This window comes from Stenotrophomonas sp. C9D9 (assembly GCF_056491205.1).
In genome coordinates, this window is sequence record NZ_JBSZIF010000006.1 from 1,038,617 (window position 1) to 1,059,478 (window position 20,862).

Annotated in this window: 23 protein-coding genes; 13 read left to right on the forward strand and 10 right to left on the reverse strand. The window is 64.9% G+C overall.

Translation table 11 applies throughout. The features are described from left to right. Window positions 1–290: 290 nt before the first annotated feature. Window positions 291–1,292: a transcriptional regulator FtrA gene (ftrA, locus tag ACXI0D_RS20360; RefSeq protein ID WP_119007856.1), complete on the forward strand. Its 1,002-nt coding sequence runs from the start codon at window positions 291–293 to the stop codon at window positions 1,290–1,292. Between the two features lie 79 nt (window positions 1,293–1,371). After that, window positions 1,372–2,616 (forward strand): hypothetical protein, encoded by a 1,245-nt coding sequence (locus ACXI0D_RS20365; RefSeq protein WP_119007855.1) that lies wholly within the window; start codon window positions 1,372–1,374, stop codon window positions 2,614–2,616. A gap of 18 nt (window positions 2,617–2,634) precedes the next feature. On the opposite strand, the gene ACXI0D_RS20370 is transcribed toward ACXI0D_RS20365, so the two are convergent. The 3 genes from ACXI0D_RS20370 to ACXI0D_RS20380 all read right to left on the reverse strand — a co-directional run bounded on the left by ACXI0D_RS20370 (window position 2,635) and on the right by ACXI0D_RS20380 (window position 4,867). Further along, window positions 2,635–3,135, reverse strand: coding sequence for a hypothetical protein (locus tag ACXI0D_RS20370; protein ID WP_479643111.1), 501 nt, complete (start codon window positions 3,133–3,135; stop codon window positions 2,635–2,637). Between the two features lie 91 nt (window positions 3,136–3,226). Continuing rightward, a complete protein-coding gene (locus ACXI0D_RS20375) occupies window positions 3,227–3,814 on the reverse strand; it encodes a TetR/AcrR family transcriptional regulator (RefSeq protein WP_119007853.1) in 588 nt (195 codons plus the stop codon). Window positions 3,815–3,922: 108 nt separating this feature from the next. Next, a complete protein-coding gene (locus ACXI0D_RS20380; RefSeq protein ID WP_101766397.1) occupies window positions 3,923–4,867 on the reverse strand; it encodes an AraC family transcriptional regulator in 945 nt (314 codons plus the stop codon). A gap of 108 nt (window positions 4,868–4,975) precedes the next feature. Here ACXI0D_RS20380 and ACXI0D_RS20385 point away from each other — a divergent pair, with 108 nt between their 5' ends. Further along, window positions 4,976–5,815, forward strand: coding sequence for an oxidoreductase (locus tag ACXI0D_RS20385; RefSeq protein WP_458220249.1), 840 nt, complete (start codon window positions 4,976–4,978; stop codon window positions 5,813–5,815). A gap of 48 nt (window positions 5,816–5,863) precedes the next feature. Here the strand turns inward: ACXI0D_RS20385 and ACXI0D_RS20390 are convergent, their stop codons facing one another. Further along, window positions 5,864–7,633, reverse strand: coding sequence for an oleate hydratase (locus ACXI0D_RS20390; protein ID WP_479643071.1), 1,770 nt, complete (start codon window positions 7,631–7,633; stop codon window positions 5,864–5,866). 141 nt (window positions 7,634–7,774) lie between these two features. Then, complete coding sequence (locus tag ACXI0D_RS20395; protein WP_101765336.1) at window positions 7,775–8,299, reverse strand: GNAT family N-acetyltransferase; 525 nt, start codon at window positions 8,297–8,299, stop codon at window positions 7,775–7,777. A gap of 166 nt (window positions 8,300–8,465) precedes the next feature. Between ACXI0D_RS20395 and ACXI0D_RS20400 the strand changes: the two genes are divergently transcribed. From ACXI0D_RS20400 to ACXI0D_RS20430, 7 genes are all read left to right on the forward strand, one after another. After that, window positions 8,466–8,921 carry an SRPBCC family protein gene (locus tag ACXI0D_RS20400; protein WP_479643072.1) on the forward strand — a complete coding sequence of 152 codons (456 nt, stop codon included), beginning with the start codon at window positions 8,466–8,468 and terminating at the stop codon, window positions 8,919–8,921. 10 nt (window positions 8,922–8,931) lie between these two features. Continuing rightward, window positions 8,932–9,264 carry an ArsR/SmtB family transcription factor gene (locus tag ACXI0D_RS20405; protein ID WP_049445795.1) on the forward strand — a complete coding sequence of 111 codons (333 nt, stop codon included), beginning with the start codon at window positions 8,932–8,934 and terminating at the stop codon, window positions 9,262–9,264. A gap of 2 nt (window positions 9,265–9,266) precedes the next feature. Next, a complete protein-coding gene (locus tag ACXI0D_RS20410; RefSeq protein ID WP_101765334.1) occupies window positions 9,267–9,725 on the forward strand; it encodes an SRPBCC family protein in 459 nt (152 codons plus the stop codon). Window positions 9,726–9,860: 135 nt separating this feature from the next. Next, window positions 9,861–10,280 (forward strand): helix-turn-helix domain-containing protein, encoded by a 420-nt coding sequence (locus tag ACXI0D_RS20415; RefSeq protein ID WP_049445792.1) that lies wholly within the window; start codon window positions 9,861–9,863, stop codon window positions 10,278–10,280. Further along, complete coding sequence (locus tag ACXI0D_RS20420) at window positions 10,277–11,143, forward strand: alpha/beta fold hydrolase (protein ID WP_049445790.1); 867 nt, start codon at window positions 10,277–10,279, stop codon at window positions 11,141–11,143. The genes ACXI0D_RS20415 and ACXI0D_RS20420 overlap by 4 nt, the downstream gene beginning before the upstream one ends. Continuing rightward, a complete protein-coding gene (locus ACXI0D_RS20425) occupies window positions 11,136–11,513 on the forward strand; it encodes a DUF4180 domain-containing protein (protein WP_119007846.1) in 378 nt (125 codons plus the stop codon). Before ACXI0D_RS20420 ends, ACXI0D_RS20425 begins: the two co-directional genes overlap by 8 nt. A gap of 97 nt (window positions 11,514–11,610) precedes the next feature. Further along, complete coding sequence (locus tag ACXI0D_RS20430) at window positions 11,611–12,375, forward strand: COG4705 family protein (protein WP_479643073.1); 765 nt, start codon at window positions 11,611–11,613, stop codon at window positions 12,373–12,375. On the opposite strand, the gene ACXI0D_RS20435 is transcribed toward ACXI0D_RS20430, so the two are convergent. Beyond that, a complete protein-coding gene (locus ACXI0D_RS20435; protein WP_479643112.1) occupies window positions 12,372–13,154 on the reverse strand; it encodes a 3-hydroxybutyrate dehydrogenase in 783 nt (260 codons plus the stop codon). The genes ACXI0D_RS20430 and ACXI0D_RS20435 overlap by 4 nt on opposite strands. A 61-nt stretch (window positions 13,155–13,215) precedes the next feature. Then, window positions 13,216–13,695 (reverse strand): tetratricopeptide repeat protein, encoded by a 480-nt coding sequence (locus ACXI0D_RS20440; RefSeq protein ID WP_158297993.1) that lies wholly within the window; start codon window positions 13,693–13,695, stop codon window positions 13,216–13,218. 229 nt (window positions 13,696–13,924) lie between these two features. Between ACXI0D_RS20440 and ACXI0D_RS20445 the strand changes: the two genes are divergently transcribed. Then, a complete protein-coding gene (locus ACXI0D_RS20445; RefSeq protein WP_143572903.1) occupies window positions 13,925–14,266 on the forward strand; it encodes a hypothetical protein in 342 nt (113 codons plus the stop codon). After that, window positions 14,263–17,478 (forward strand): zeta toxin family protein, encoded by a 3,216-nt coding sequence (locus tag ACXI0D_RS20450; protein WP_479643074.1) that lies wholly within the window; start codon window positions 14,263–14,265, stop codon window positions 17,476–17,478. The genes ACXI0D_RS20445 and ACXI0D_RS20450 overlap by 4 nt, the downstream gene beginning before the upstream one ends. Before the next feature lie 89 nt (window positions 17,479–17,567). On the opposite strand, the gene ACXI0D_RS20455 is transcribed toward ACXI0D_RS20450, so the two are convergent. The 3 genes from ACXI0D_RS20455 to ACXI0D_RS20465 form a co-directional block, all read right to left on the reverse strand. Next, window positions 17,568–18,047 (reverse strand): hypothetical protein, encoded by a 480-nt coding sequence (locus ACXI0D_RS20455; protein WP_479643075.1) that lies wholly within the window; start codon window positions 18,045–18,047, stop codon window positions 17,568–17,570. A gap of 78 nt (window positions 18,048–18,125) precedes the next feature. Next, window positions 18,126–18,857 (reverse strand): hypothetical protein, encoded by a 732-nt coding sequence (locus tag ACXI0D_RS20460; protein ID WP_479643113.1) that lies wholly within the window; start codon window positions 18,855–18,857, stop codon window positions 18,126–18,128. 98 nt (window positions 18,858–18,955) lie between these two features. Next, complete coding sequence (locus ACXI0D_RS20465) at window positions 18,956–19,795, reverse strand: type 1 glutamine amidotransferase domain-containing protein (RefSeq protein ID WP_479643076.1); 840 nt, start codon at window positions 19,793–19,795, stop codon at window positions 18,956–18,958. 97 nt (window positions 19,796–19,892) lie between these two features. Here ACXI0D_RS20465 and ACXI0D_RS20470 point away from each other — a divergent pair, with 97 nt between their 5' ends. Then, window positions 19,893–20,810: a LysR family transcriptional regulator gene (locus ACXI0D_RS20470; protein WP_479643077.1), complete on the forward strand. Its 918-nt coding sequence runs from the start codon at window positions 19,893–19,895 to the stop codon at window positions 20,808–20,810. Window positions 20,811–20,862: the final 52 nt, after the last annotated feature.

Genomic DNA, 20,862 nt, shown 5'->3' on the forward strand with positions numbered 1-20,862 from the left:
CACGCTTCCATTCAAGGGCCTGTTCACCCACCGCGACAGGCGGGATCGCGTCACCCAGCCGTAACATCCGGCCACCCACATGACCGCTGGTAATGACGTTAGGCGGCCTGCACACACGGGGTTGGATCCCTTTCCAAAGGAAAGGGCTCCGACCCCAGGCACGCATCCCTTCACGGGGTCAGAGCCCTTCCTGCGGAAGGGATCCGACCCCAGCCTCCATATGCCCTCCCAGCATCACCTCATGCCCGCGCACCACTCAGCGCCCCGCACCGCCGCCGTAGCATCAAGCCATGCCCAGCCCACCCGCCGATCCCACCGCGCCGCTCGTCGCCATCGTTGCCTGCCACGGCCAGGGGCTGTTCGAGTTCGGCTGTGCGGTGGGCCTGTTCGCGCCGATAAGGCCCGAGCTGGGCGTCGCCTGGTACCGCACCCAGCTGTGCGCAGGCGAGCCCGGCGCACTGCGCATGCTCGGCAGCACCCAGGTGCAGCTGCCCTACGATCTCGGTAGCGTCGATGACGCCGACATCATCGTCATCCCCGGTTGGCGCGAACCCAGCGAACGTCCACCGCAGGCCCTGCTCGATGCACTCATCCGCGCCCACGCTCGTGGCGCGCGCATCGCCTCGATCTGCTCCGGTGCCTTCGTGCTGGCCTGGGCCGGCCTGCTCGATGGCCGCCAGGCCACCACCCACTGGCGCCTCACCGAAGCGCTCGCGCGCGAGTTCCCGCGCATCGACGTGCGCGAGGACGTGCTGTACGTGGACACCGGCAGCATCATCACTTCGGCCGGCTCGGCCACCGGCATGGACATGATGCTGCACATGGTGCGCAAGGATTACGGCGCACGCGTGGCCAACCTGGTGGCCGAACGACTGGTGTTGGCACCCTGGCGTGATGCCGGACGCAGCCAGCGTGTCAGCCGCGCCATTCCCCATGGCGAGCCCTCGCGCCTGGCAAAACTGATGGAATGGATGCGCCGCAACCTGCGCGAACCACACTCGCTTGGCAGCCTCGCCGAGCAGGCCGCACTCAGCCAGCGCACCCTGCAACGGCAGTTCCTGGAAGCGACCGGCCTGTCACCCATCGACTGGCTGATCCGCGAGCGCGTGGCCTTCGCCCGTGAGCTGCTGGAAACCACCGACCGGCCCTTGCAGTGGATTGCCGAGCAGGCCGGTTTTGGTTCTCAGGAATCATTCCGTCGGCATTTCCGCAGCCAGGCCGACGCCAGCCCGACCGAATACCGCAGCCAGCATCGCAATGGCATCGGTGTCGACCGCCTGGTTGGCTGCTGAGCGCCCTCGTTCCCGACTTTCCACGCCATCACCACCGCTGCACTATAGGGGCATGCCCCACACTGCCGATGGAACGGTGATGACCAACAGCTCGTACCGGAATTACCGCGTTGGCATCGGCGTGTCGCTGCTGCTGGCCGCGCTGATCGCCACGCTCTCGCTGATCGCGGTGGCTACCCCCAACCTGGGCTGGGGCGTCGTGGCGCTGGCCACCGTCGCGATCTGGGTCGGCCTCCCGCTGCTGCTGGTCCTGCTGCTGGTGTGGCTGCGCTACATGGTGCGGCAGCGCGGGCGCATGCCCGGCCGTGTACACGCGTTGATGTTCGCGCCGACCACCGCGGCCCTGCTCATCGTCCCCGTGTGGCTCTCCCTGCAACGCAGTTGGGACAGCGTTGCAGGTGGCTCGCGTGCGCCCATCGCGGAGATGCATATCAACCTCAGCGGGCACCCCCTGTGGCTGGACACCTCACCGTACGCGTCCACCGGCTCCGGCGCTGGCCCGGATCTGCCCATGCAGGGCGACACGCCCGAGCGCTTCATGGCCTTCCACCGCTACCCCAACACGCAGTCCGACGCAGACCGCGCGTTCCCGTACGAAGACGCACGCCTGAAGCGCTCCGTTGACCACTACCGCTACGCCACGCCGTCCGGAGATCGCGCCGTCACCGATGTGCCACTGGTCCGCCAGGCGTATCCGGACACCACGCCGTTCAACACCGGATGGCGCCGCACGGGCACACCAGAGCTCGTGCACCTCTATTACCACTACAGCGATCATGTGGAGGTCGCACCCACGCTGGCACGTCTCAGCGGTCTCACCGCCGACGAGCTGGAGCGCAGCCGCTTCGAAGGCCTGGTGCTGTTCAAGATCCACAACTACGGCAGCGCGCCGATCGTGCGGATGGAAGTCAATGGCACCGCACTGGATATCGGCGACAGGGCCATTGCGAGCATCCCGGTCGCGCCCGTCGATTGCACCGCCTACGGCTTTCCTGCCGGTGTCGCGCTGATGTCGCTCGACCTGCCGCTGCAGGTGCGCTGGCAGACCGTCGCTGCGCCCACGCAATGGCACAGCGCGCGCGTGCAGGTGCCCACCTTCCGGCAACCGCAGCCACTGCAGGGTCAATCAACCTTGCAGCGCGTTCTGCTGTACGTGCTGCCCGATGATGCGATGGCCGCAGAGCGCTACGCCGAGGTGTTTGACGGCGATTCGCGGCGCGGCATCAAAGCCACCGGCCTGCCGGCCAATGCTGCGGCCCACGCGCGATGTGGCAGCGCCCGCGCCACCTACGGCGAAGGCGCCGACACCGTGCTGGCTGACTGACGCCCGGCGGCGGCGCTGTCAACCACGCGCGCGTACGCTGCGCTCATGAATCATCCAGCACTGCGCCAGAAAGCCGATCGCAAACACCACCGCACACCCCAGCAGCGTCTGCTGTATCACGGACGCCAGCGGTGCGGCGGCAACAGGGTGGCCCACCGGCAAGCGGGTCAGCGTTTCGTTCACACCCGGCACCAGCGACAGCAGGAAACTGAAGGACAGCGCGAACGTCGACAGATAGCGCGCCGAGCGTCCCAGCCAGCGTAGGCGTGCCGCCAGAACACCGCCGAACGCCACCAGCAGCACGATCACGCCGAAGGCATGGCCTGGATTGAGCCCGCCTGTGCTGGAGACGGTGAACGAGGTCGCCACCGACAGCACCAGGCCAATCAGATAAACCTTGCCCGAGCGCGTGCCGGGATCGATTGCCCGGTGGCGGATGAAGCCGTACAGGCCGGCCAGGATCGGCGCCAGGCTGATGGCGGTATGGATCGCTCCGAGAAGGGAAAGGGGATGTGCCATGGAAATCTCCATTGATGAAATAAACCTACTAGTAGGCAGGCATTGAGGGCAAAAAGAAGGCCCGCGCTGCCGCAGGCCAGTACACATCACCTCAGGCGGTCGCACTCACGCGCGCGATCGCCAACCGCGCCAGCGCCGAGAACGTCGCCGCATCACCCAAACCACGGGCCGCCAGCATCGCACCGTGCACCGACGACATGAACGCCTTGGCCTCGTCTACAGCCGAACCCTGCAACTGCAGTTGACCCATGGCAGCGCCCTTCTCCAGGGTCACCGCCAGCCAGCCGCTCAGGTCCTCGAAATGGCCGCGCACTTCCTCGGCGATCTCTGCCGGAATCATCGGCGCTTCGGCGGCCAACATCGCGCAGATGCAGAACGACGACGTGCCACCTGCGATGCAGCTGGACCAGTAATCCACATAGGCGTTGAGCTCCTGCAGCGGGTCATCCAGCTGCCGGTCCAGCAGCGCCAGGCCTTCGCGCGCCTCGGCTCGGTAAAGCTCAACCACCGTGCGCACCAGGTCCGCCTTGCTGGGGAAATGGTGATGGATGCTGGCCTTGCTGATGTTCACCCGTGCCGACACGTCGGCATAGCTGAAACCGTTGTAACCACCGGCTTCCAGCAGCGATCGGGCATGCGCCAGGATCTCCTGGGCCTTTGGCGAGAGCGACTCTTTCATGAGTCTTAACCTACTAGTAGGTAGGCCTCCTGTCAACCACTCAGATTCCCTGGTAGTGCCGGCCGCTGGCCGGCATGTCGAGAACGCCGGGGAAACCCCGGCGGCCACTCAATGCGAAGACACGTACAGCGCATCCGCTGGTGGCGGTGGCAGCGCAAAACTCCGCCGCATCCGCGCCACCTCGGCCGCCGGCGGCAACGCGAACAGACGCTTGAACTCGCGGTTGAACTGGGACGGGCTGGCATACCCCACCGCCAGCGATGCAGCCTCGGCGGTCATCGCCTGCCGCAGCATCAGCAGCCGCGCCTGGTGCAGGCGGGTGGACTTCACGTACTGCATCGGCGACGTACCGGTAATCGCGCGGAAGTGGTCGTGGAAGGTCGCCACGCTCATGCCCGCCTCGGCCGCCAGCCGGCCCACGTCCAACGCAGTGGCATATGAGGCGTGGATCGTACGCAGCACCCTGCCGATGCTGCCGAAGCGGCCGCGCATGGCCAGCGCCTCGCGCATCGCGCCGCCCTGTGCCCCGGTCAGCACGCGGAAGTACACCTCACGCACCAACGCCGGCCCGAGCACGGCAGCCTCCAACGGGTCAGCCAGTGCCTCCAGCAGGCGTAGCACCGTGGCCTGCATCGGCGCCTGCATCGGGCTGGACATCATGCTCTGTGCCGGTGCCTCCGATGTGTCCACCTGTTCCCCCAGTTCAATCAGCAGGTCTGCCGCCAACTGCAGATCCAGATGCAGGTAGATCGCCAGCAGCGGCGCCTCTGCAGAAGCATCGGTTTCCATCGTGAACGGGACCGGCACCGAAACTGCCAGGTAGTGCTGCGCGTCGTACTGGTAGACCTGCTCGCCCAGGTAGCCGCGCTTCACGCCCTGGCAGACGATCACGATGCCGGGGTCATACAGCACCGGCGTGCGTGCCAGAGGCCGGTCGGAGCGCAGCAGCCGCACCCCCGGCAGCGGCGTGAGCGTATAGCCCTCCTCCACCGCCAAAGTCTGCAGCAGGCCGACCATGCGCGCCTGCATCTGCCGTCGCAGGGAATCGACCACCGGCACAGGCACCCCAGAGAAATAGGCAAGAATGGCCGAATCCTAGGCCTGTGGTGGGCACCGTTCAAGCACTAACGTGCAAGCCCTGTCCACCATGAGCGCCTCCCCATGTCCCCGTTCCGCCTTCTCCTCATCACCGGCGTCAGCAGCGGCTTCGGCCGTGCCCTCGCCCAGCAGGCACTGCTGGCCGGCCATCGCGTAGTCGGCACCGTGCGCAACGAATCCGACCGCCAGGCGTTCGAAACGCTGGCGCCCGGCCGCGCATTCGGCCGCCTGCTGGACGTCACCGATGCCGATGCCATCAATGCGCTCGTCACCGATATCGAAACCAACGTTGGCAGCATCGACGTGCTCGTCAACAACGCAGGCTACGGACACGAAGGCATCCTCGAAGAATCGACGCTGGCCGAGCTGCGGCACCAGTTCGAGGTGAACGTGTTCGGCCCGGCCGCGCTGATCAAGGCCGTGCTGCCGCACATGCGCGCGCGCCGCCGTGGCCACATCCTCAACATCACCTCCATGGGCGGCTTCATCACGATGCCCGGTATCGCCTGGTACTGCGGCAGCAAGTTTGCACTGGAAGGCATCAGCGAAGTGCTTGGCAAGGAGGTTGCGCCGTTCGGTATCCATGTCACCGCCGTCGCGCCGGGCTCCTTCCGCACCGACTGGGCAGGCCGTTCGATGGCGCGGGCACCGCGCAGCATTGAAGACTACGACGCGCTGTTCGATCCCATCCGCAGCGCGCGTGAGGCAAAGAGCGGCCACCAGCTCGGTGATCCGGTGAAGGCTGCGCAGGCCATGCTGCAGGTCATCGACAGCGACGCGCCGCCCAGCCACCTGCTGCTGGGCAGTGATGCACTGCAGCTGGTACGGGCGAAGCTGGCGTCGATGGCCGGCAGCATCGATACCTGGGAACATCTGAGCCGTTCGACCGACGGCGCGGTTTGAGGCCCGGAGGCAGCTGATGTCTTCATCAACTGCCTTCATTCCACCCGCTCAGTCCTCCTGCACCAGCTTGAACTCGCGAAGCAGGCCACCGATCTGGGTCTTGTCCAGATTGTTCATCAGCAGGTTGCGCAGGAACGCCGGGCCAGGAATATCCAGCTCCTTGCCATCGCGCAGGCGACCGGTCGCCGCCAGCAACGAGCGCACGTCATAGGTGGAATTGAACACCTCCGGCACGCCGCGTTCGATCCCCAGCAGGGTGTACACCGCTTCCATCGGTGTGCGCACCGAATACTCGGTGGTGAAGATGCAGTCGCGCTGCTTCGATTCGGCAAACTGGCCGATGAAGGCGAAGTTCACCGCCCCCTCCGGCACCACGTCCGGGCGGTCACCGGCCTGGCGCGGCATGAAGAACGCGGTGATGTACGGCATCATCACCGGCACCGTCTTCGCGCCGGTCGCCGCCAGTTCATCGATTTCTTCCACCGGCACGCCGAGGTGATACAGCCACTCGCGGGTGATCTCCTCGCCGGTGCAGTCCTGCATCGGCTTCTTTACGTAATCGCCAGGCGTATCGACGAACAGTGAGTACACCCAGACCACGATCTGGTCCTTGGGCTGATTCTTGAAATGCGGCTGGCGGTTCACTGTCCAACTCATCAGCCAGCGCGAATCGCGCACGCTGACGATGCCGCCGGTCACCACCCTGCCACTGAACGGGTCGCGCTTGGCGATCTTCTGGATGTAGGCCGGAATGCGTGCATCCAGCGTGGTGACCGTCGCCGACTCCCACTTGGTCTGCGGAATGTGCGCACCGAACACGTCCGGGCGCCCGAACGCTGGATCCCTGGCAGCAATGCGACGCCACAGGTCCCAGGCAGGCGCCGGCCCCTCATTCAATCGCGCAGCCGTGTGGTGATCGCCATTGTCCGAGTTCTCGGTCAACGAACCGATCGTCATGAACACAAGGTCATCCGCGCCCAGATCCACGTCACCGGCTACACCGTCACGCGTCCAGTGGATGCGCGTGGCCTGCTTGCGGCCGGCCGCCAGATCGAAGTCGACATCGGTCACCTCGGTCCCGTACTGGAACACCACGCCCTGGTCCTGCAACCACTTCACCAGCGGCAGCACCAGCGATTCGTACTGGTTGTACTTGGTGAACTTCAGCGCCGAGAAATCCGGCAGGCCACCGATGTGGTGGATGAAGCGATGCAGGTACAGCTTCATCTCCAACGCCGAATGCCACTCCTCGAACGCGAACATGGTGCGCCAGTACAGCCAGAAGTTGCTGTCCAGGAAATCACGGCCCAGCACCTCGTCGATGCGCTTGTTCTCCATCTCCTGCCGGGTGGCCAGGAACAGCGCGATGATGTCCTTCTGCGCCTGCTCGGTCAGGGTGAACAGGCCGTCGGTGTGCGCATCCTCGCCGCGATTGATCGTGGCGCGCTGCAGGGAGTAGTTCGGGTCGTCCTTGTTCAACCAGTAGAACTCGTCCAGCACGCTGGCATCTTCAATCTCCAGCGACGGAATCGAGCGGAACAGATCCCACAGGCACTCGAAATGGTCTTCCATCTCGCGGCCGCCGCGGATCACGAAGCCCTTTTCCGGCACCTTCAGGCCATCCAGCGCGCCGCCGGCTATCTGCTGCTGCTCAAGGACAGTGATGTGCTCACCGGCCATGCGGCCATCGCGCACCAGGAACGCGGCGCCGGCCAGCGAGGCCAGGCCCGAACCGACGAACCATGCGCGCTTGCCGTCGACACCGGCGGGCTTGCGCGGACGCGCGAAGGCTTCGTAGTTGCCACTGCTGTAGTACATGCGTTGCTCCTTCCTGGAGGGGGTCATCAGGAACCCGCAGTGGAATGACACAGCCATCCGATGCAGGTCATGGCCCTACTCTAGCGCCGAACCGATGTACCGTTTCCTGCACGCACGCTGCGACCGAATGACGCAGCCACTTCAGAGCTGTCGCCCCAGCAGCATGCCCGGCCAGCCATCCACGTTGAAAGGCGCGATGCGCGTATAGCCGCAGGACTCATAGAAGCGCACCAGATCACCGTTGCCACCGCCGTAGCAGTCCACGCGCAGATGGTCGAGCCCGGCAGCGCGCGCCTGCTCATCGGCAAAGGCCATCAGGCGCCGGCCGATGCCACGCACGCGCACGTCACGCGATGCCACCAGTACCCGCACATACAGTTCCGGGCCGGTGGGCGCAGGCACATAGGGCATCGACTCGCCCAGCGCCAGGAATGCGCGCACCACGCCGTGCTCGTTCCGGGCAACCCATGCACCGGGCAGCGCGCAGGCTTCGGTCACCTGGGTGATCCGGCGCGGCATCATCGACCACGGCTCACTGCCCCATTGCTGCAGGTTGCCGATCGACACGAACCATTCGATTACCTCATCGAACAGCGCCAGCACCGCGGGGGCATCGGCCTCGCTGGCACGGTGGATGTTCAAGATGTCCTTTCCAGCTTCAGTCATGCATGCACTCCCTGACGTTCCGTAGATCCAGTAGTGCCAGGCCATGCCTGGCAGGTGCCCAGTGTATTGATCCAGTCCACCGTTCACCGGATTTGCCATGCAGGTATTTACCTGCATATAGTCCAATCAAGGGCGGCGCCTGCCGGCCCATCGCGAGGAACCCGCAGTGGTGGATATCGCACACAGGGTCGGCATCAAGGCCCCCGCAAGCCAGGTGTACCAGGCCCTGGCAACCCCCCAAGGCGTCGCCGCCTGGTGGGCCGAAGACACCCAGGGCGACCGCGAGGTCGGCGGCACGGTCAAGGCGCGCTTCACGAACAACGGCCAGGAAATCGGCGCGATGGAAATGAAGCTGGAACAGCTCATTCCAGGCGAGCTCGTGCTCTGGCGGTTCCTCGCCGGTCCCGCCGAATGGATCGGCACCCACGCGCGCTTCGTGCTGAAGCAGGAGGGCGACTATTGCATCGTCCTGTTCACCCACGAGGGCTGGAAAGAGCGCGTCGAGTTCACCTCCCACTGCAGCACCAAGTGGGCGGTGTTCCTGATGAGCCTGAAGGCCCTGCTGGAAACCGGCAAGGGCCAGCCCAATCCACACGACGTCAGGATCGACAACTGGAACTGAAGACATCCCCATGGCGGTAGACAACGTGCGCGACGCAGACAAGGTCTTCAAGGCACTGGCCGATCCCACGCGCCGGACGCTGCTGGACCTGCTCTGCGAGCACAACGGCCAGACCCTGGGCCAGCTGTGCGACCACCTGGACATGGCCCGGCAATCGGTCACCCAGCACCTGGGCCTGCTGGAAGACGCCAATCTGATCAGCACCGTGCGCCGTGGCCGCGAGAAGCTGCACTTCATCAACCCGGTGCCCCTGCATGAAGTCTACGAGCGCTGGGTACGCAAGTTCGAGCAGCAGCGCCTGAGCCTGCTGCATGACCTGAAACGAGAACTGGAAGGAGAATGACGATGTCCGCAGAGTCCACCCGCTTCATCCACGTGATCTACATCGCTTCCACCCCGCAGAAGGTGTTCGAGGCCATCACCCGCCCCGAGATCGCCAGCCGTTACTGGGGCCACGAAAACGTCTCGGACTGGAAACCCGGCTCGCGCTGGCAGCATGTACGTGCCAACGAAACACGCTCGGTCGAACTGGTGGGAGAAGTGGTGGAAAGCACTCCACCCTCGCGGCTGGTCATCACCTGGGCCGCCGCCTCGCAGGCCGAGAACCCGGACGCCTACAGCCGCGTCACCTTCGATATCGTGCCCTACCAGGACATGGTGCGCCTGACCGTCACCCACGACGAACTGGAACCGGGCAGCGGCATGGATACCGGCATCCGCCAGGGCTGGCCGATCGTGCTTTCCAGCCTGAAGTCGCTGCTGGAGACGGGCAAGGGCTTGGATGTGTTTGCGAAGCCAGCGTAGTCGTCGGGATGGTTGGCCCGCGCGAGCGGCACCGGGCAGATGGCCCCCCGGTCGCCGCCGCCGCACAATACCAAATCGCTCCCACAAATTGCATTTCATGGAACAATAGGGAGCACATGGTTCTCGAGTTCCGATATGTCCCCCGCGTTGCTAACTGTCGAACAGGCTGCCCAGCAGCTCAGCCTGCACCCCAAAACCGTCCTGCGGCATATCCGTAGCGGCCAACTGCGCGCGACCCGCATCGGTAAGTCCTATCGCATCACCGCTGAAGACCTCGACGTGTTCACCGGCACCGTGCGTGAGCCCTCCGCTGCGCGCCCACAGCTGACCACGGTAGTGGATATTCCCGGATGCGGTGCGGCACGTGCCGCCGACTTGGTCCGTGCCCTGCATGCGCGCGTCACCGGCCGCGAGGCCGACGATGAGCCGCTGCGCATGGAGACGATCTATTCGCCTGAGCACGATGTGCTCAAGCTGATCGTGATCGGTGGCCTGGCAGGTTCCACGGCGCTGCTGGTCAGCCTGCAGCGTCTGCTGCAGGACCACAGCGCATGAAGCGGCAGCGCCCCGGCATTCCCACGCAGCGCGTACTTGCCGCCTACCGCCAGGTGCTTTCGGACTGGCCGGTACCACACGAATCGCACCATCTCGCCACCCGCGCCGGTTCGACATTTGTGGTCAGCTGCGGCTCCGAACACGGCCCTGCCCTGGTGCTGCTGCATGGCACCCTCAGCAATGCCGCCAGCTGGATGTTCGATGCCGCACGTTGGAGCGAGTACTACCGCGTGCATGCCGTCGACATCATTGGCGAACCAGGTCTCAGCGAAGGCACGCAACCAGCGCTGGACAGCGATGCGCATGCGCAATGGCTGGATGATGTCCTCGACGCACTCGGCGTGCAAAGCGCTGCATTCGTGGGCCTGTCGTTCGGCGGTTTCCTGGCAATGGATTACGCGTTGCGAAGGCCTGCCCGGGTCAACGCACTGGTCCTGGTCAGCCCCTCGGGTATCGGGCGCCAGCGTGCATTCCTGCTCAAGGCGCTCCCATTGTTGCTGCTTGGCCGATGGGGGCGCGAGCGCCTGCGCCGTGCGGTCATGGGCCCCGCGCCACTGCATGCACCTGCACGTGCGCAGCCGCTGCTCGACCTGCTGGCATTGATCCGTGCCGAGGTCCGGCCACGTCCGCTGCGCATTCCCCGCATCAGCGACGAGCGCTTGGCTACGTTGCATCCACCGGCAGCCCTTGTCATGGGCGCGCGTGATGCCCTCATCGACACCCCTGCCGCCGCCGAACGCATGAAACGGCTCGTCCCGACGGCGGACGTCACCCTGCTGGCAGACGCCTACCACTACATCCCCGGCCTGCGCGAAGACATCCTCGCCCGGCTGCGTCGACTGCAGAGCCTCCAGCATGAATGATTCCATTGAGTACATCGGCACCACCCGTATCCTGCGCACCGAGACGCAGGGCCCCGCACTGGACGGCAACGGCCTGCGTGATCTGGTCGGCGACGCCCTCGGGCACCAGGCCGAGTGGATTGCCGTGCCGGTGCAGCGCCTATCGCCGGACTTCTTCGAACTGCGCTCCGGCATGGCCGGTCAGTGGCTGCAGATGCTGGTGAACTACCGCCTGTGCTTCGCCGTGCTGGGCGATGTCAGTGCCTACCGCGCGCAGAGCGAGTCGCTGGACGCATGGATCACCGAGTGCAACCGCGGCCACAACGGCTGCTTCGTTGCCCACTGGGATGCCCTGCTGGCTCGCCTTTCGGCCCCCGCCAGCGCGGGCTGAATGTCAGCCCCACACTCACCCTCGCCGAACCCGTTTCCGACCGCACTCCGACGCCGCCCGCCACAGCATCACCCGCAGGCTCCCTAGGCGACGTTCGATGAGTGCTTCAGACGCAGATTCCCTGCACAGCAAAGTGGCGGCGGTTACCCTCGGCTTCTGGGTGATGAAGATCGCCGCCACCACCCTCGGCGAGACCGCGGGCGACCTGCTGTCGATGACGCTCAACCTGGGCTACGTGGTCAGCTCGGCCATCCTGCTGGCGATGTTCGCCGTCCTGCTGGCCGTGCAATTGTCCGCGCGGCGCTTCCATCCGGTGCTGTTCTGGTCGGTAGTGCTGGCCACCAGCACCGCCGGCACGACGATGTCCGACCTGATCGACCGCACGCTGGGGCTGGGCTACGCCACTGGCGCCAGCCTGCTCGCCGGCTGCCTGGCGCTGGTGCTGCTGGCCTGGCGCCTGTCTGAAAAGTCGATCTCGGTCAGCAACATCGCATCGCGCCGCGCCGAAGGCTTCTACTGGACCGCCGTGCTGTTCTCCAACACGCTCGGCACCGCCTTGGGCGATTTCCTCGCTGACGATTCCGGGCTGGGCTTCACCGGCGGCGCGCTACTGATCGGCAGCCTCATCGCGCTCACCGCGCTGGCCACCCGCATCAAAGGCATCAACCGGGTCATCCTGTTCTGGATCGCCTTCGTGCTCACCCGCCCGTTCGGTGCCACCTTCGGCGACCTGCTCACCAAGCCGCTGGAAAAGGGCGGCCTCGGCTTCGGCACGGTGGGCTCGTCGCTGGTGCTGTTCACCATTCTCGCCACGCTGGTCGCGCTGCCGATGCTGCAGCGGCGCGCGCAACCCGCCAATTAGCGGGCCGTCCAGCCCCCATCCACCGGCAGCGCCGCGCCGGTGATCTGGGCCGCAGCATCCGAGGCCAGGAACACCACCATCTCGCCCAGTTGCTCGGGCGTCACGAACTGCAGCGAGGGCTGTTTCTCAGCCAGCAGCGCGCGCGCGGCGGTCTCTTGATCCGTACCCTCGCGCTCGGCCAACGCAGTGATCTGCTGCTCGACCAGCGCGGTCCGCACCCAGCCCGGGCAGATCGCATTGGCGGTGATGCCGGTGCCCGCGTTCTCCAGCGCGGTCACCTTGGTGAACCCCACCACGCCGTGCTTGGCCGCCACATAGGCCGACTTGTTCACCGAACCCACCAGCCCATGCACCGACGCGATGTTGATGATGCGGCCGGCGCCCTGCTGCTTCATATGGGGCAAGGCCGCCGCCGTCGCATGGAACACCGCCGAGAGATTCAGCGCCAGGATCGCATCCCACTTCTCTACGGGAAACTCGTCGATCGACGCGGTGTGCTGGATACCCGCGTTGTTCACCAGGATGTCGATGCGCCCCATCGTCGAAACGGCGTGGGCGATCATTCCGCGCACTGCCTCGCCCCGGGACAGGTCTGCGCCATCATGCGCCACCCGCACGCCGAACTCGGCTTCCAACCGGGAACGGAGGCGTTCAATCTCCGCCGCATCGCCAAAGCCATTCAGCACGATGTCGGCACCCTGCCGCGCCAGCGCCGTGGCGATGCCAAGACCGATACCGCTGGTGGAGCCAGTGACCACCGCAACCTTTCCACTGAACATGGGCAAGCTCCCATCGGGCGTAGGCAGCCAGTGTAACGTCACCGGCCCCCGCACCCACGTTCTACGCGTCCACGCCCAATGAATACGCCAACAGGAACTCCCTGGCGTACTCATTCCCACCCTGCGCCGAAGCGCGGATCAGGTACACCGCACGTGGCACGTCCCTGGCCACACCCTTGCCATGGAACAGCGCCAGGCCAAACTCGTACATGGCCGACGGATACCCGGCCTCCGATGCCCGCTCAAAATGCGCGGCCGCCCGCGTGACGTCCTGCTCAACGCCGTCACCCATCAGCAGGCATAGCCCCATCGAGTAGATGGCCGGGATGTAACCCTTCTCTGCGGCTCGCTTGAGGGTCGCCAAGCTGTCCGCCTCGGCGTGTGCGTCGTCCTTGCCAGCAGGTATCGAAGAAGAAAGGAACAACGCTTCGGCACAGCCACGCGCAAGAGGCGGAGCGAGCAGCCGCCGCGCCGCCGCAATGTCACCACGGTCGAGCACCGCATCGAAGTCAGTCGTGAGCTGGGTGGGCATGTTCGTCATGGCGCAGGCTTCCTTCCTGTTTGCGGGCATCCATTCGCCCCATTGGGATTATGCATGCGCAATGCCGTGCATTCCTCCAGCCCACGAGGAATGGCGACCCAATGATCTGACTCGTGGGCCAAATCGACACAACCCATTTGCCTATACGTTGTCGCAAATAGCATTGGACCCACCAAGGCATGTGGGGATATTCTCGAATCTACGTGGATCTGCCCAAAAGGTGACAATCTTGACCCTTTCCTCTCCGCCCGTTCCAGCCAAACTCCGGGAAATGCTCAAGGACTATCCGGAACATATCGAACGACTGCAGGAAGTACTGAATCGATCAGCCGAACGATCACGACAGATTCCTTTAATGCCGTTCGACGACGCGATCTCTGCATTGGAAGGCAGGCTCGGAACGTTCATCATGGAGGCACGGAGTGAGCTTGCCGCTGCCGAAGCGGCTGGGAATCCCCAGGATATTGCCAATGCACTTGAAAAAGAACGGTTAATGCTTAGGGCGCGCCTACAAAGCCAATGGATAGGAGATGAGTCGATGTATTCCTATTTTCAGGAGCTAGAGCGTTGAGTTCAGCCGATTGGAGCCTCGCGCCCCAGGCGCATGCGCAGGTGTTTGCGGACAAGGTGCTTCCCCATAGTGGTCTGGACAGTACCACTCCTCAGGAGCACCCCAAGGCAATTGTACTCGCTGGACAGCCAGGCGCAGGTAAGAGCGGGGTTGCCGGTGCTGCGATTCGAGAGCTTGCTGGTGATGCCATTCCCATCGATCCCGACGCGCTGCGGGAGATGCACCGTGACGCTCCGCAGCTTGTCCAGCAGCACCCATACACCTGGTCAGGGCATACTCACAGCGATGCCAGCCAATGGGCCAAAGAGCTGCGATCCCTGGCAGTCGAGGGCCACAGGAATCTCATCCTCGATACGACACTAGGAAATGGCGACGCCGCAGTTAATCTGATCAAGAATCTCCAGGCCAAGGGCTACGAAGTGGAGATTCGGGGAGTTGTCGCACATCGGTTGGAAAGCGAGCTTGGTGTCGACCGAAGGTTTACTGACAAGCTGGACGACGAAGGCTTCGGCCGCTACGTCCCCGAAGACGTGCGCAAACACGTTTACGAAGCCTTGCCCGGAAATCTGGACAAAGTCCAGGCCGAGACCGGCATCCAGATTCGACTCTACAGTCGCGAAGGCGCTCAGGTTTATGACAGCCATAGCGATACCCGCCTACCGGGCGCAGCGCTGGAAGCCGAACGCGAAGCTCGACTGAAAGACCCTCGAATCACCCAATCATTGCGCGATGGCTGGCGCGCACAAGGCCGCTGGCACGCCGAGCTTGGGGATACCCTGCCCCACAACACAAAGGTCAGCCCACCAACCGCGGCAGCCGTTCTCGATGAGCGCGCAACGCTCAAGGTTGTTGAAGGCATAACGCCCAACATCCAGGAAGCCCGCGGCATCGACCACACCATCCGCGTGCGTCCAAACATGGTGCGGGGTGCCGTCATCGGTGGCGCCGCAGCGACGGTCCTTGAAGCCGCCACGGAAGGAACAAAGATTGCCGACCTGTACGCGCGCGACAACCGGACGGGCGCGGAATCCGCGCTGCTGGACTTCGGTGCACGCAGTGTCGGCGGCTGGACCGGCGCGGCGGTGGGCGCCAAGGTCGGTACGCTGCTGGGCATCGAGTCCGGCCCTGGCGCCATTGTCACCGGCATCATCGGTGCAGGGTTTGGCGCCTGGGGAGCCAGCGAGGTCGTTGATTGGATCGAGAAGTACCAGATCAACAACCAGGCCGACAGCACCGGCAAGATCTGGACGTTTGATCCGGCGAACCCTGAAAAGGGCTGGACACACAGCGAGCGGGAGATCATAGGCACCGTCGGCACTCTGGCCGATCGCCCGATCTACGGCGCAACCACGTTGCTCACGGCCGATGCCGAATTGACCCAGCAACTGAACTACCAGGCCTCAAGCCGGGCCGTCGGGCTGCGGCTGTCCGAGCCTGATCAACCTATCAATCCCTTCAGCATTGCCGGCGACGCCAGCGATACACCCAGCGCCCTTCCGCGTTCCTGGGAGCGCAACCCAGAGAATGGCGAATGGCGGCGCGAGGTCGTCCATCAGGTCCTCGAGCACGGCATCAAGAACACCACAGTAGAAGTGGCCGACGCCACCAAGGCTGCCCAGCTTGATGAAGCCGCACAGGGCATCATGGCCTTCAACGCCGCCCGAAGCTCAGCCGCCTTCGCCAAGCAGTACGAACAGGCCTACATCGCACAGGGCTGGTCTCGATATGGAGCGATTCCGGACGAAGTGATCTGGGCCCAAGACCATCCCGATCACGTACTGGCATCCGATGGACGCACATATCAGCGCCAAGGCGATGGCGAGTGGCTGCATGACGGCTGGATCTACGATTCACTGCCCGAGGGCAACGTCCGCGACGAGTTGAACAGCACCTACCCACAGATTCGCGCCATTCAACAAATGGAGGCGCCCGTACCCAGTGCCCACGAGCGTCGTATCGAGGCACTGACCGTCAATGAGCGCGATGCCCACGACCAGGCCATGCAGGAAGCCAATCGACTGGGTGTCGCTGCACCGCAGGCGCAGCAGGTGGCCGCCGCTGCCGTGGCTGAGGTTCGCGGCGAGCACGCCGAAGAGCGCCTGACCCCGCAAGCGGTGATCGATGCACGCACCGATGGGCAGGCGGTACTGTCGCCCAGCGCGCCGCCTCTGGCGCAGGAACATCGCTCCCCTACGCCTGCAGCGCCAATGCCATCGGATCGTGCGGAACCCGTAGAGGAACCGGCTCGCCGCGAAGCGCCACGGCCGGAGCCGACCGCAGTCGCAACGCCGCCGGCATCGAAAGAGTCAAGCGAGCGGCAAGCACATACCGAGGCAAATCCTCCTGCGCACCCGATGCCGGCTGCCCCTCTGCCGTCACCCGGCATTCCCTCCGCTGAGCGATCTCCCGCACAGCCAGAAGTGAGTGCATTACCTACGTCGGATGTCGGGCATCCCGCTCCTGCGCAGGAGCCCGTTGCGACTCACGCCCACTCCCCCGCCCCGTCGATCCAGGCCGAAGTGGCTGACGCCGCGCCAGTTACTGCTCGCCTCCAAGAGGCCGAAGCAACGCCTGAGCCAATCCAGCTTGAGTCAGACGTTCCAGCCAACCTTGCAGCAGCCGAGCCCGCTGCACCCGCGCTGGTAACAGACGCCGCGCCCAAGGACTCTGAGCACGAGCCTCCCTACACGCCACCTCCAGCGGAAGCGCCGATAGCACCGATAGCACCGCCCCCAAGCGTAACGGCCCAGCAAGAGCCCGAAGCGCCGCCCGCGCCCCTGCTGCCTACCCAGCCCGAGCATCCCGATCATGCCCTCTACCAGCAGGTGCGCGAAGGCGTAGCCACGTTGGATGCAAAGCACGGCCGTACGTTCGACGAAGCCAGCGAGCGCATGACTGCCAGTTTGCTGGTGCTGGCAAAGGACAATGACCTCGACCGCGTCGACCACGTGCTGCTGAGTAACGCCACGGCAGACAAACCGGCCGGTCACACCCTGTTCGTGGTCCAGGGCGAGCCCAGCGATCCCGCCCACCAGCGCGCCGCGATGCCGACCGAACTGGCTGCGCAGACCACGGTGGAAGAATCCATGCAGCAGTTCGACGCCGTCAGCCGCGAAGCGCAGCAGCGCGCCATCGCCAACCAGCTTGAGCAGCAACTGGAAGATCAGCGCGTGCAGCAGGATATCCAGATCCGCGCCGCCAGCATGGGCTGAGTGGGTGAGACACGTGCGAGATCATTCACAACAACCCGCCATCCTGGCCCCTCTGTCTACCCATCGGCGCTGCCGATATTGTCGCAGGATCAGAAGAACAGACTCGCCTGATCGACGGTCGCCAGTGGGTTGGCCTTTCGCACCGCCTCCAGAAAGAGCAGGAAATCGCGGTTGAACAGCGTCAGGTTGTTGGTGAACGTCACGCATTTTCGGCCCGATGCTTTGCTGAAGCACACCTGCCAGACATAGCGCCCGTAGATCCTGTCAGACGTTCGTGTGACTGAGGTGATCTGCGAAAGCGGAACCGCCGTAGGCACCGGCCCACGCCGCAGGTAAAAGGACGCCGCGTCAAAGAAGTAGTGCTCCCGATCCTCTTTGCCATCCACCATTACCAAGGTCATCGATGTACCGGAGATCCGGCGAGGGGGATCCAAACGCAGCCCCGTTGTCACGGACGAGCGAGCAGTTGCTGACATTCGCCGAAGGGTGACCCAGAGGATCACCAACGGAAGTGCCGCGAGGACAATGAAGCCTACGGCCTTCAAAGCAGTTTCCAGCGTGCTGGGCACACAGATCTCCAGGATGAACTTTCAGGCGATACCCAAGTAGATCCACGTCAGCGTGGATGGCTCTCCCTCAACGCCTTTTCACTTCCAATGATCCGGCCCCAAAAACGGCAGGCTCAACACAAACACCGGAACCGCCACAGGAATCAACGCCGCGCCCAGCACCTTCCCGGCCGCCGTCCCAACACCCGGCTTGTCCTCCCGCTCCGGCAGGATCCGTTGCGCCCGCGCACTGATCGGCTGTGCCAGCTTCCCCTTCTCCGCCAACGCAGCAGCATCCGGCAACTTCACCCGCTCGCCATCGCCCTCGAACAGCGCACTGTAATAGCTGCCGCCCTTCTTTGATAGATTGCAGGCCCGATCAAACGCCAGCGCATAACGGCTCCGATCCTGCGGCAGGTAGTAGCGCGCACGCTCATCCACATACTTCGCCTCGCGCGGGAGCACCTCAATCCGCTCCAGCTTGAACTGCGCGGCCTGTTCCGCCGTCACCTGCTCCGGCCGCAGCAGCAGCGCATAGCTGCCGTGCACCTTGGCCTTGTTGGCCGGGTCGCGCCAATCCTCATGGAAGTACATCTGCGCGCAGGCCACCGCCTCGCGCAGCGGGCTGTCCATCAGCGCGCGGTACTCGCGTAACGGCGCGGCATTGAAACGCATCGGCTCTTCAAAGCGCGGCAGCAGGTACAGCTGGCCGTCGTCGGCCACGAACGCACCCGTGATCTCGCGGCTTGAGGCGTGCTCCTCCGGGCCACTGGCGCAACCAGACAGCAGGCCAAGGCACAGGGCGGAGAGAATGAAAAAAGACGTTCGCATGTCGTGTTCGAGGGCTTCCCTGGGAAAACGGCCCCGCCCGGAAGGACGAGGCCAGCCCATCATGGTGCCATGGCACCGCATGCGATGCAGAACCCGCCCTACTTCAAGCGCTCAACCAACCGCTGCCCCACCTCCAGCGCCGAAGCCGGGTTCTGCCCGGTAATCAGCTCGCGGTCCACCACCACATGCCCGGTCCACGGCGTGGTGTTGCTGCTGAACGTCGCACCCGCCCGCTCCAACGCAGTCTGCGGGTAGAACTTCATCTCACCGCCACCCAGCAGCGGCTTGGCCTGCTCCTCTTCCTGGTTGCTGATCACCGTCATCTGGTAGCCGCTGTAGATCCACCTCGGCGTAGCCGGCATCGCACCGGCTTCCAGCTTCGCCACGAAACCCGCAGCATCCGGCAGCGTGGACAGCAACGCGATCGGCCCGTGGCAGACCAGCGCGGTGGTCTTGTTGCGCTGGTGGAAGTCGGCCAGCAGCCGGCCCAGCGCCGGGCTCTTCAGCAGGTCCTGCATCGGCGCGTGGCCACCGGGAATGTAGACCGCATCGAAACGCGCGTAGCCCTGCTGCTCGACGCGCGCCAGGCTGACCACCGGCGAAGCGGCCGGCGAGGTCAGCGCCAGTTTCTCCAGCAGGTCCTTGTGCAGCTTCAGCTGCGCCGCATCGTTGCCGAAGTACGCAGGCGTCACCGAGGACGCATCCACCGTCGGCGCCCGCCCCTGCGGCGTGGCAAAGGTCACCTCGTGGCCCGCGTCCAGCAGCAGCTTGACCGGCTGCATCAGCTCGTTGAGGTAGAAGCCGGTGGACAGCACCCTGCCGTCCTTCAGGTCCAGGTGGTTTTCGTCGGACAGCACCACCAGCACGTTGGCGGCATGCGCGCCGGTCGCGGCCAGGGTCAGGGCCAGCGCTGCGGCCAGCCGGGTCTTCAGGTTCATGGGGTAGCTCCTATCGGGGAATGGCGGCCACTTTATTCATCGCCCCAACGGCGATAAATTGGCCACATCGCAAAACATCTGTTCCCCGGAGAGCCAAATGAGCCGCAAGTTCGACTACCTAGGCGATGTGGAGGTATTCCTGGCGGTGGTGGAGCACGGCTCGTTCACGGCTGGCGCGGTGGCGCTGTCCACCACGCCCTCGGTGCTGAGCCGCGCCGTCACCCGGCTGGAAGCGCGGCTGGGCCGGCAGCTCCTACAGCGGACCACCCGCCGCGTGGGCCTGACCGACGCCGGGCGGCTTTATCTGGAACAGGTGCGCACCGCCTTCGGCCTGCTGGACGACGCCGAGCGCGACGTACTGGCCCAGGACGGCGCGCTGGCCGGCCGCGTGCGCCTGAGCGTGCCCACCACCTATGGCCACTATCGGCTGCCGCCCGTGCTGGCGCGCTTTGCGCAGCAGTACCCGCAGGTGCAGGTGGAACTGAACATCACCAACCGCAACGTGGACCTGGTGGCCGAAGGCTTCGACCTGGCCATCCGCCTGGGCCAGCTGCCGGACAGCGGGCTGGTGGCGCGAAAGCTGGAAGATGCCCCACTGCTGCTGGTGGCTGCGCCGGACTATCTGCAGCGCTGCGGCACGCCGCAAACGCTGGACGACCTGCAGCAGCACCTGTGCCTGCCGTTCGTGATGCCGCGCACTGGGCGGCTGGCGCCTTGGATCTTCCGCGACGACGGGCGCGACGTGGACTGGCTGCCGCGTTCGTCCATCGAGACCTCCGACGATGTGCTGGGCGTGGTGTCGCTGGCCGAACAGGGCATCGGCATCTGCCAGAGCTATGAGTTCATCGTGCGCGAGCGGTTGCAGCGCGGGCAGCTGGTGGAAGTGCTGCCGCAGCTGCGGGGGAGATCGCGGCCGTTCTCGGTGATCTATGCGCCGCATCGGCGGCAGTCGGCGGCGGCGCGGGCGATGATTGAGTTGTTGGTGGGGAATGCGGGTGAGGATCGCTCTGGTTGAAGCCGCGAGGCTCGCTGGTGGTGTCGTGTTTGAACCGCTTTTCGGGATGGGC

Coding starts and splice junctions, on each gene's coding strand:
- ftrA (WP_119007856.1), top strand. CDS start 291: ATGCCCAGCCCACCCGCCGATCCCACCGCGCCGCTCGTCGCCATCGTT.
- ACXI0D_RS20365 (WP_119007855.1), top strand. CDS start 1,372: ATGACCAACAGCTCGTACCGGAATTACCGCGTTGGCATCGGCGTGTCG.
- ACXI0D_RS20370 (WP_479643111.1), bottom strand. CDS start 3,135: ATGGCACATCCCCTTTCCCTTCTCGGAGCGATCCATACCGCCATCAGC.
- ACXI0D_RS20375 (WP_119007853.1), bottom strand. CDS start 3,814: ATGAAAGAGTCGCTCTCGCCAAAGGCCCAGGAGATCCTGGCGCATGCC.
- ACXI0D_RS20385 (WP_458220249.1), top strand. CDS start 4,976: ATGTCCCCGTTCCGCCTTCTCCTCATCACCGGCGTCAGCAGCGGCTTC.
- ACXI0D_RS20390 (WP_479643071.1), bottom strand. CDS start 7,633: ATGTACTACAGCAGTGGCAACTACGAAGCCTTCGCGCGTCCGCGCAAG.
- ACXI0D_RS20395 (WP_101765336.1), bottom strand. CDS start 8,299: ATGACTGAAGCTGGAAAGGACATCTTGAACATCCACCGTGCCAGCGAG.
- ACXI0D_RS20405 (WP_049445795.1), top strand. CDS start 8,932: ATGGCGGTAGACAACGTGCGCGACGCAGACAAGGTCTTCAAGGCACTG.
- ACXI0D_RS20410 (WP_101765334.1), top strand. CDS start 9,267: ATGTCCGCAGAGTCCACCCGCTTCATCCACGTGATCTACATCGCTTCC.
- ACXI0D_RS20415 (WP_049445792.1), top strand. CDS start 9,861: ATGTCCCCCGCGTTGCTAACTGTCGAACAGGCTGCCCAGCAGCTCAGC.
- ACXI0D_RS20420 (WP_049445790.1), top strand. CDS start 10,277: ATGAAGCGGCAGCGCCCCGGCATTCCCACGCAGCGCGTACTTGCCGCC.
- ACXI0D_RS20425 (WP_119007846.1), top strand. CDS start 11,136: ATGAATGATTCCATTGAGTACATCGGCACCACCCGTATCCTGCGCACC.
- ACXI0D_RS20430 (WP_479643073.1), top strand. CDS start 11,611: ATGAGTGCTTCAGACGCAGATTCCCTGCACAGCAAAGTGGCGGCGGTT.
- ACXI0D_RS20435 (WP_479643112.1), bottom strand. CDS start 13,154: ATGTTCAGTGGAAAGGTTGCGGTGGTCACTGGCTCCACCAGCGGTATC.
- ACXI0D_RS20440 (WP_158297993.1), bottom strand. CDS start 13,695: ATGACGAACATGCCCACCCAGCTCACGACTGACTTCGATGCGGTGCTC.
- ACXI0D_RS20460 (WP_479643113.1), bottom strand. CDS start 18,857: ATGCGAACGTCTTTTTTCATTCTCTCCGCCCTGTGCCTTGGCCTGCTG.
- ACXI0D_RS20465 (WP_479643076.1), bottom strand. CDS start 19,795: ATGAACCTGAAGACCCGGCTGGCCGCAGCGCTGGCCCTGACCCTGGCC.
- ACXI0D_RS20470 (WP_479643077.1), top strand. CDS start 19,893: ATGAGCCGCAAGTTCGACTACCTAGGCGATGTGGAGGTATTCCTGGCG.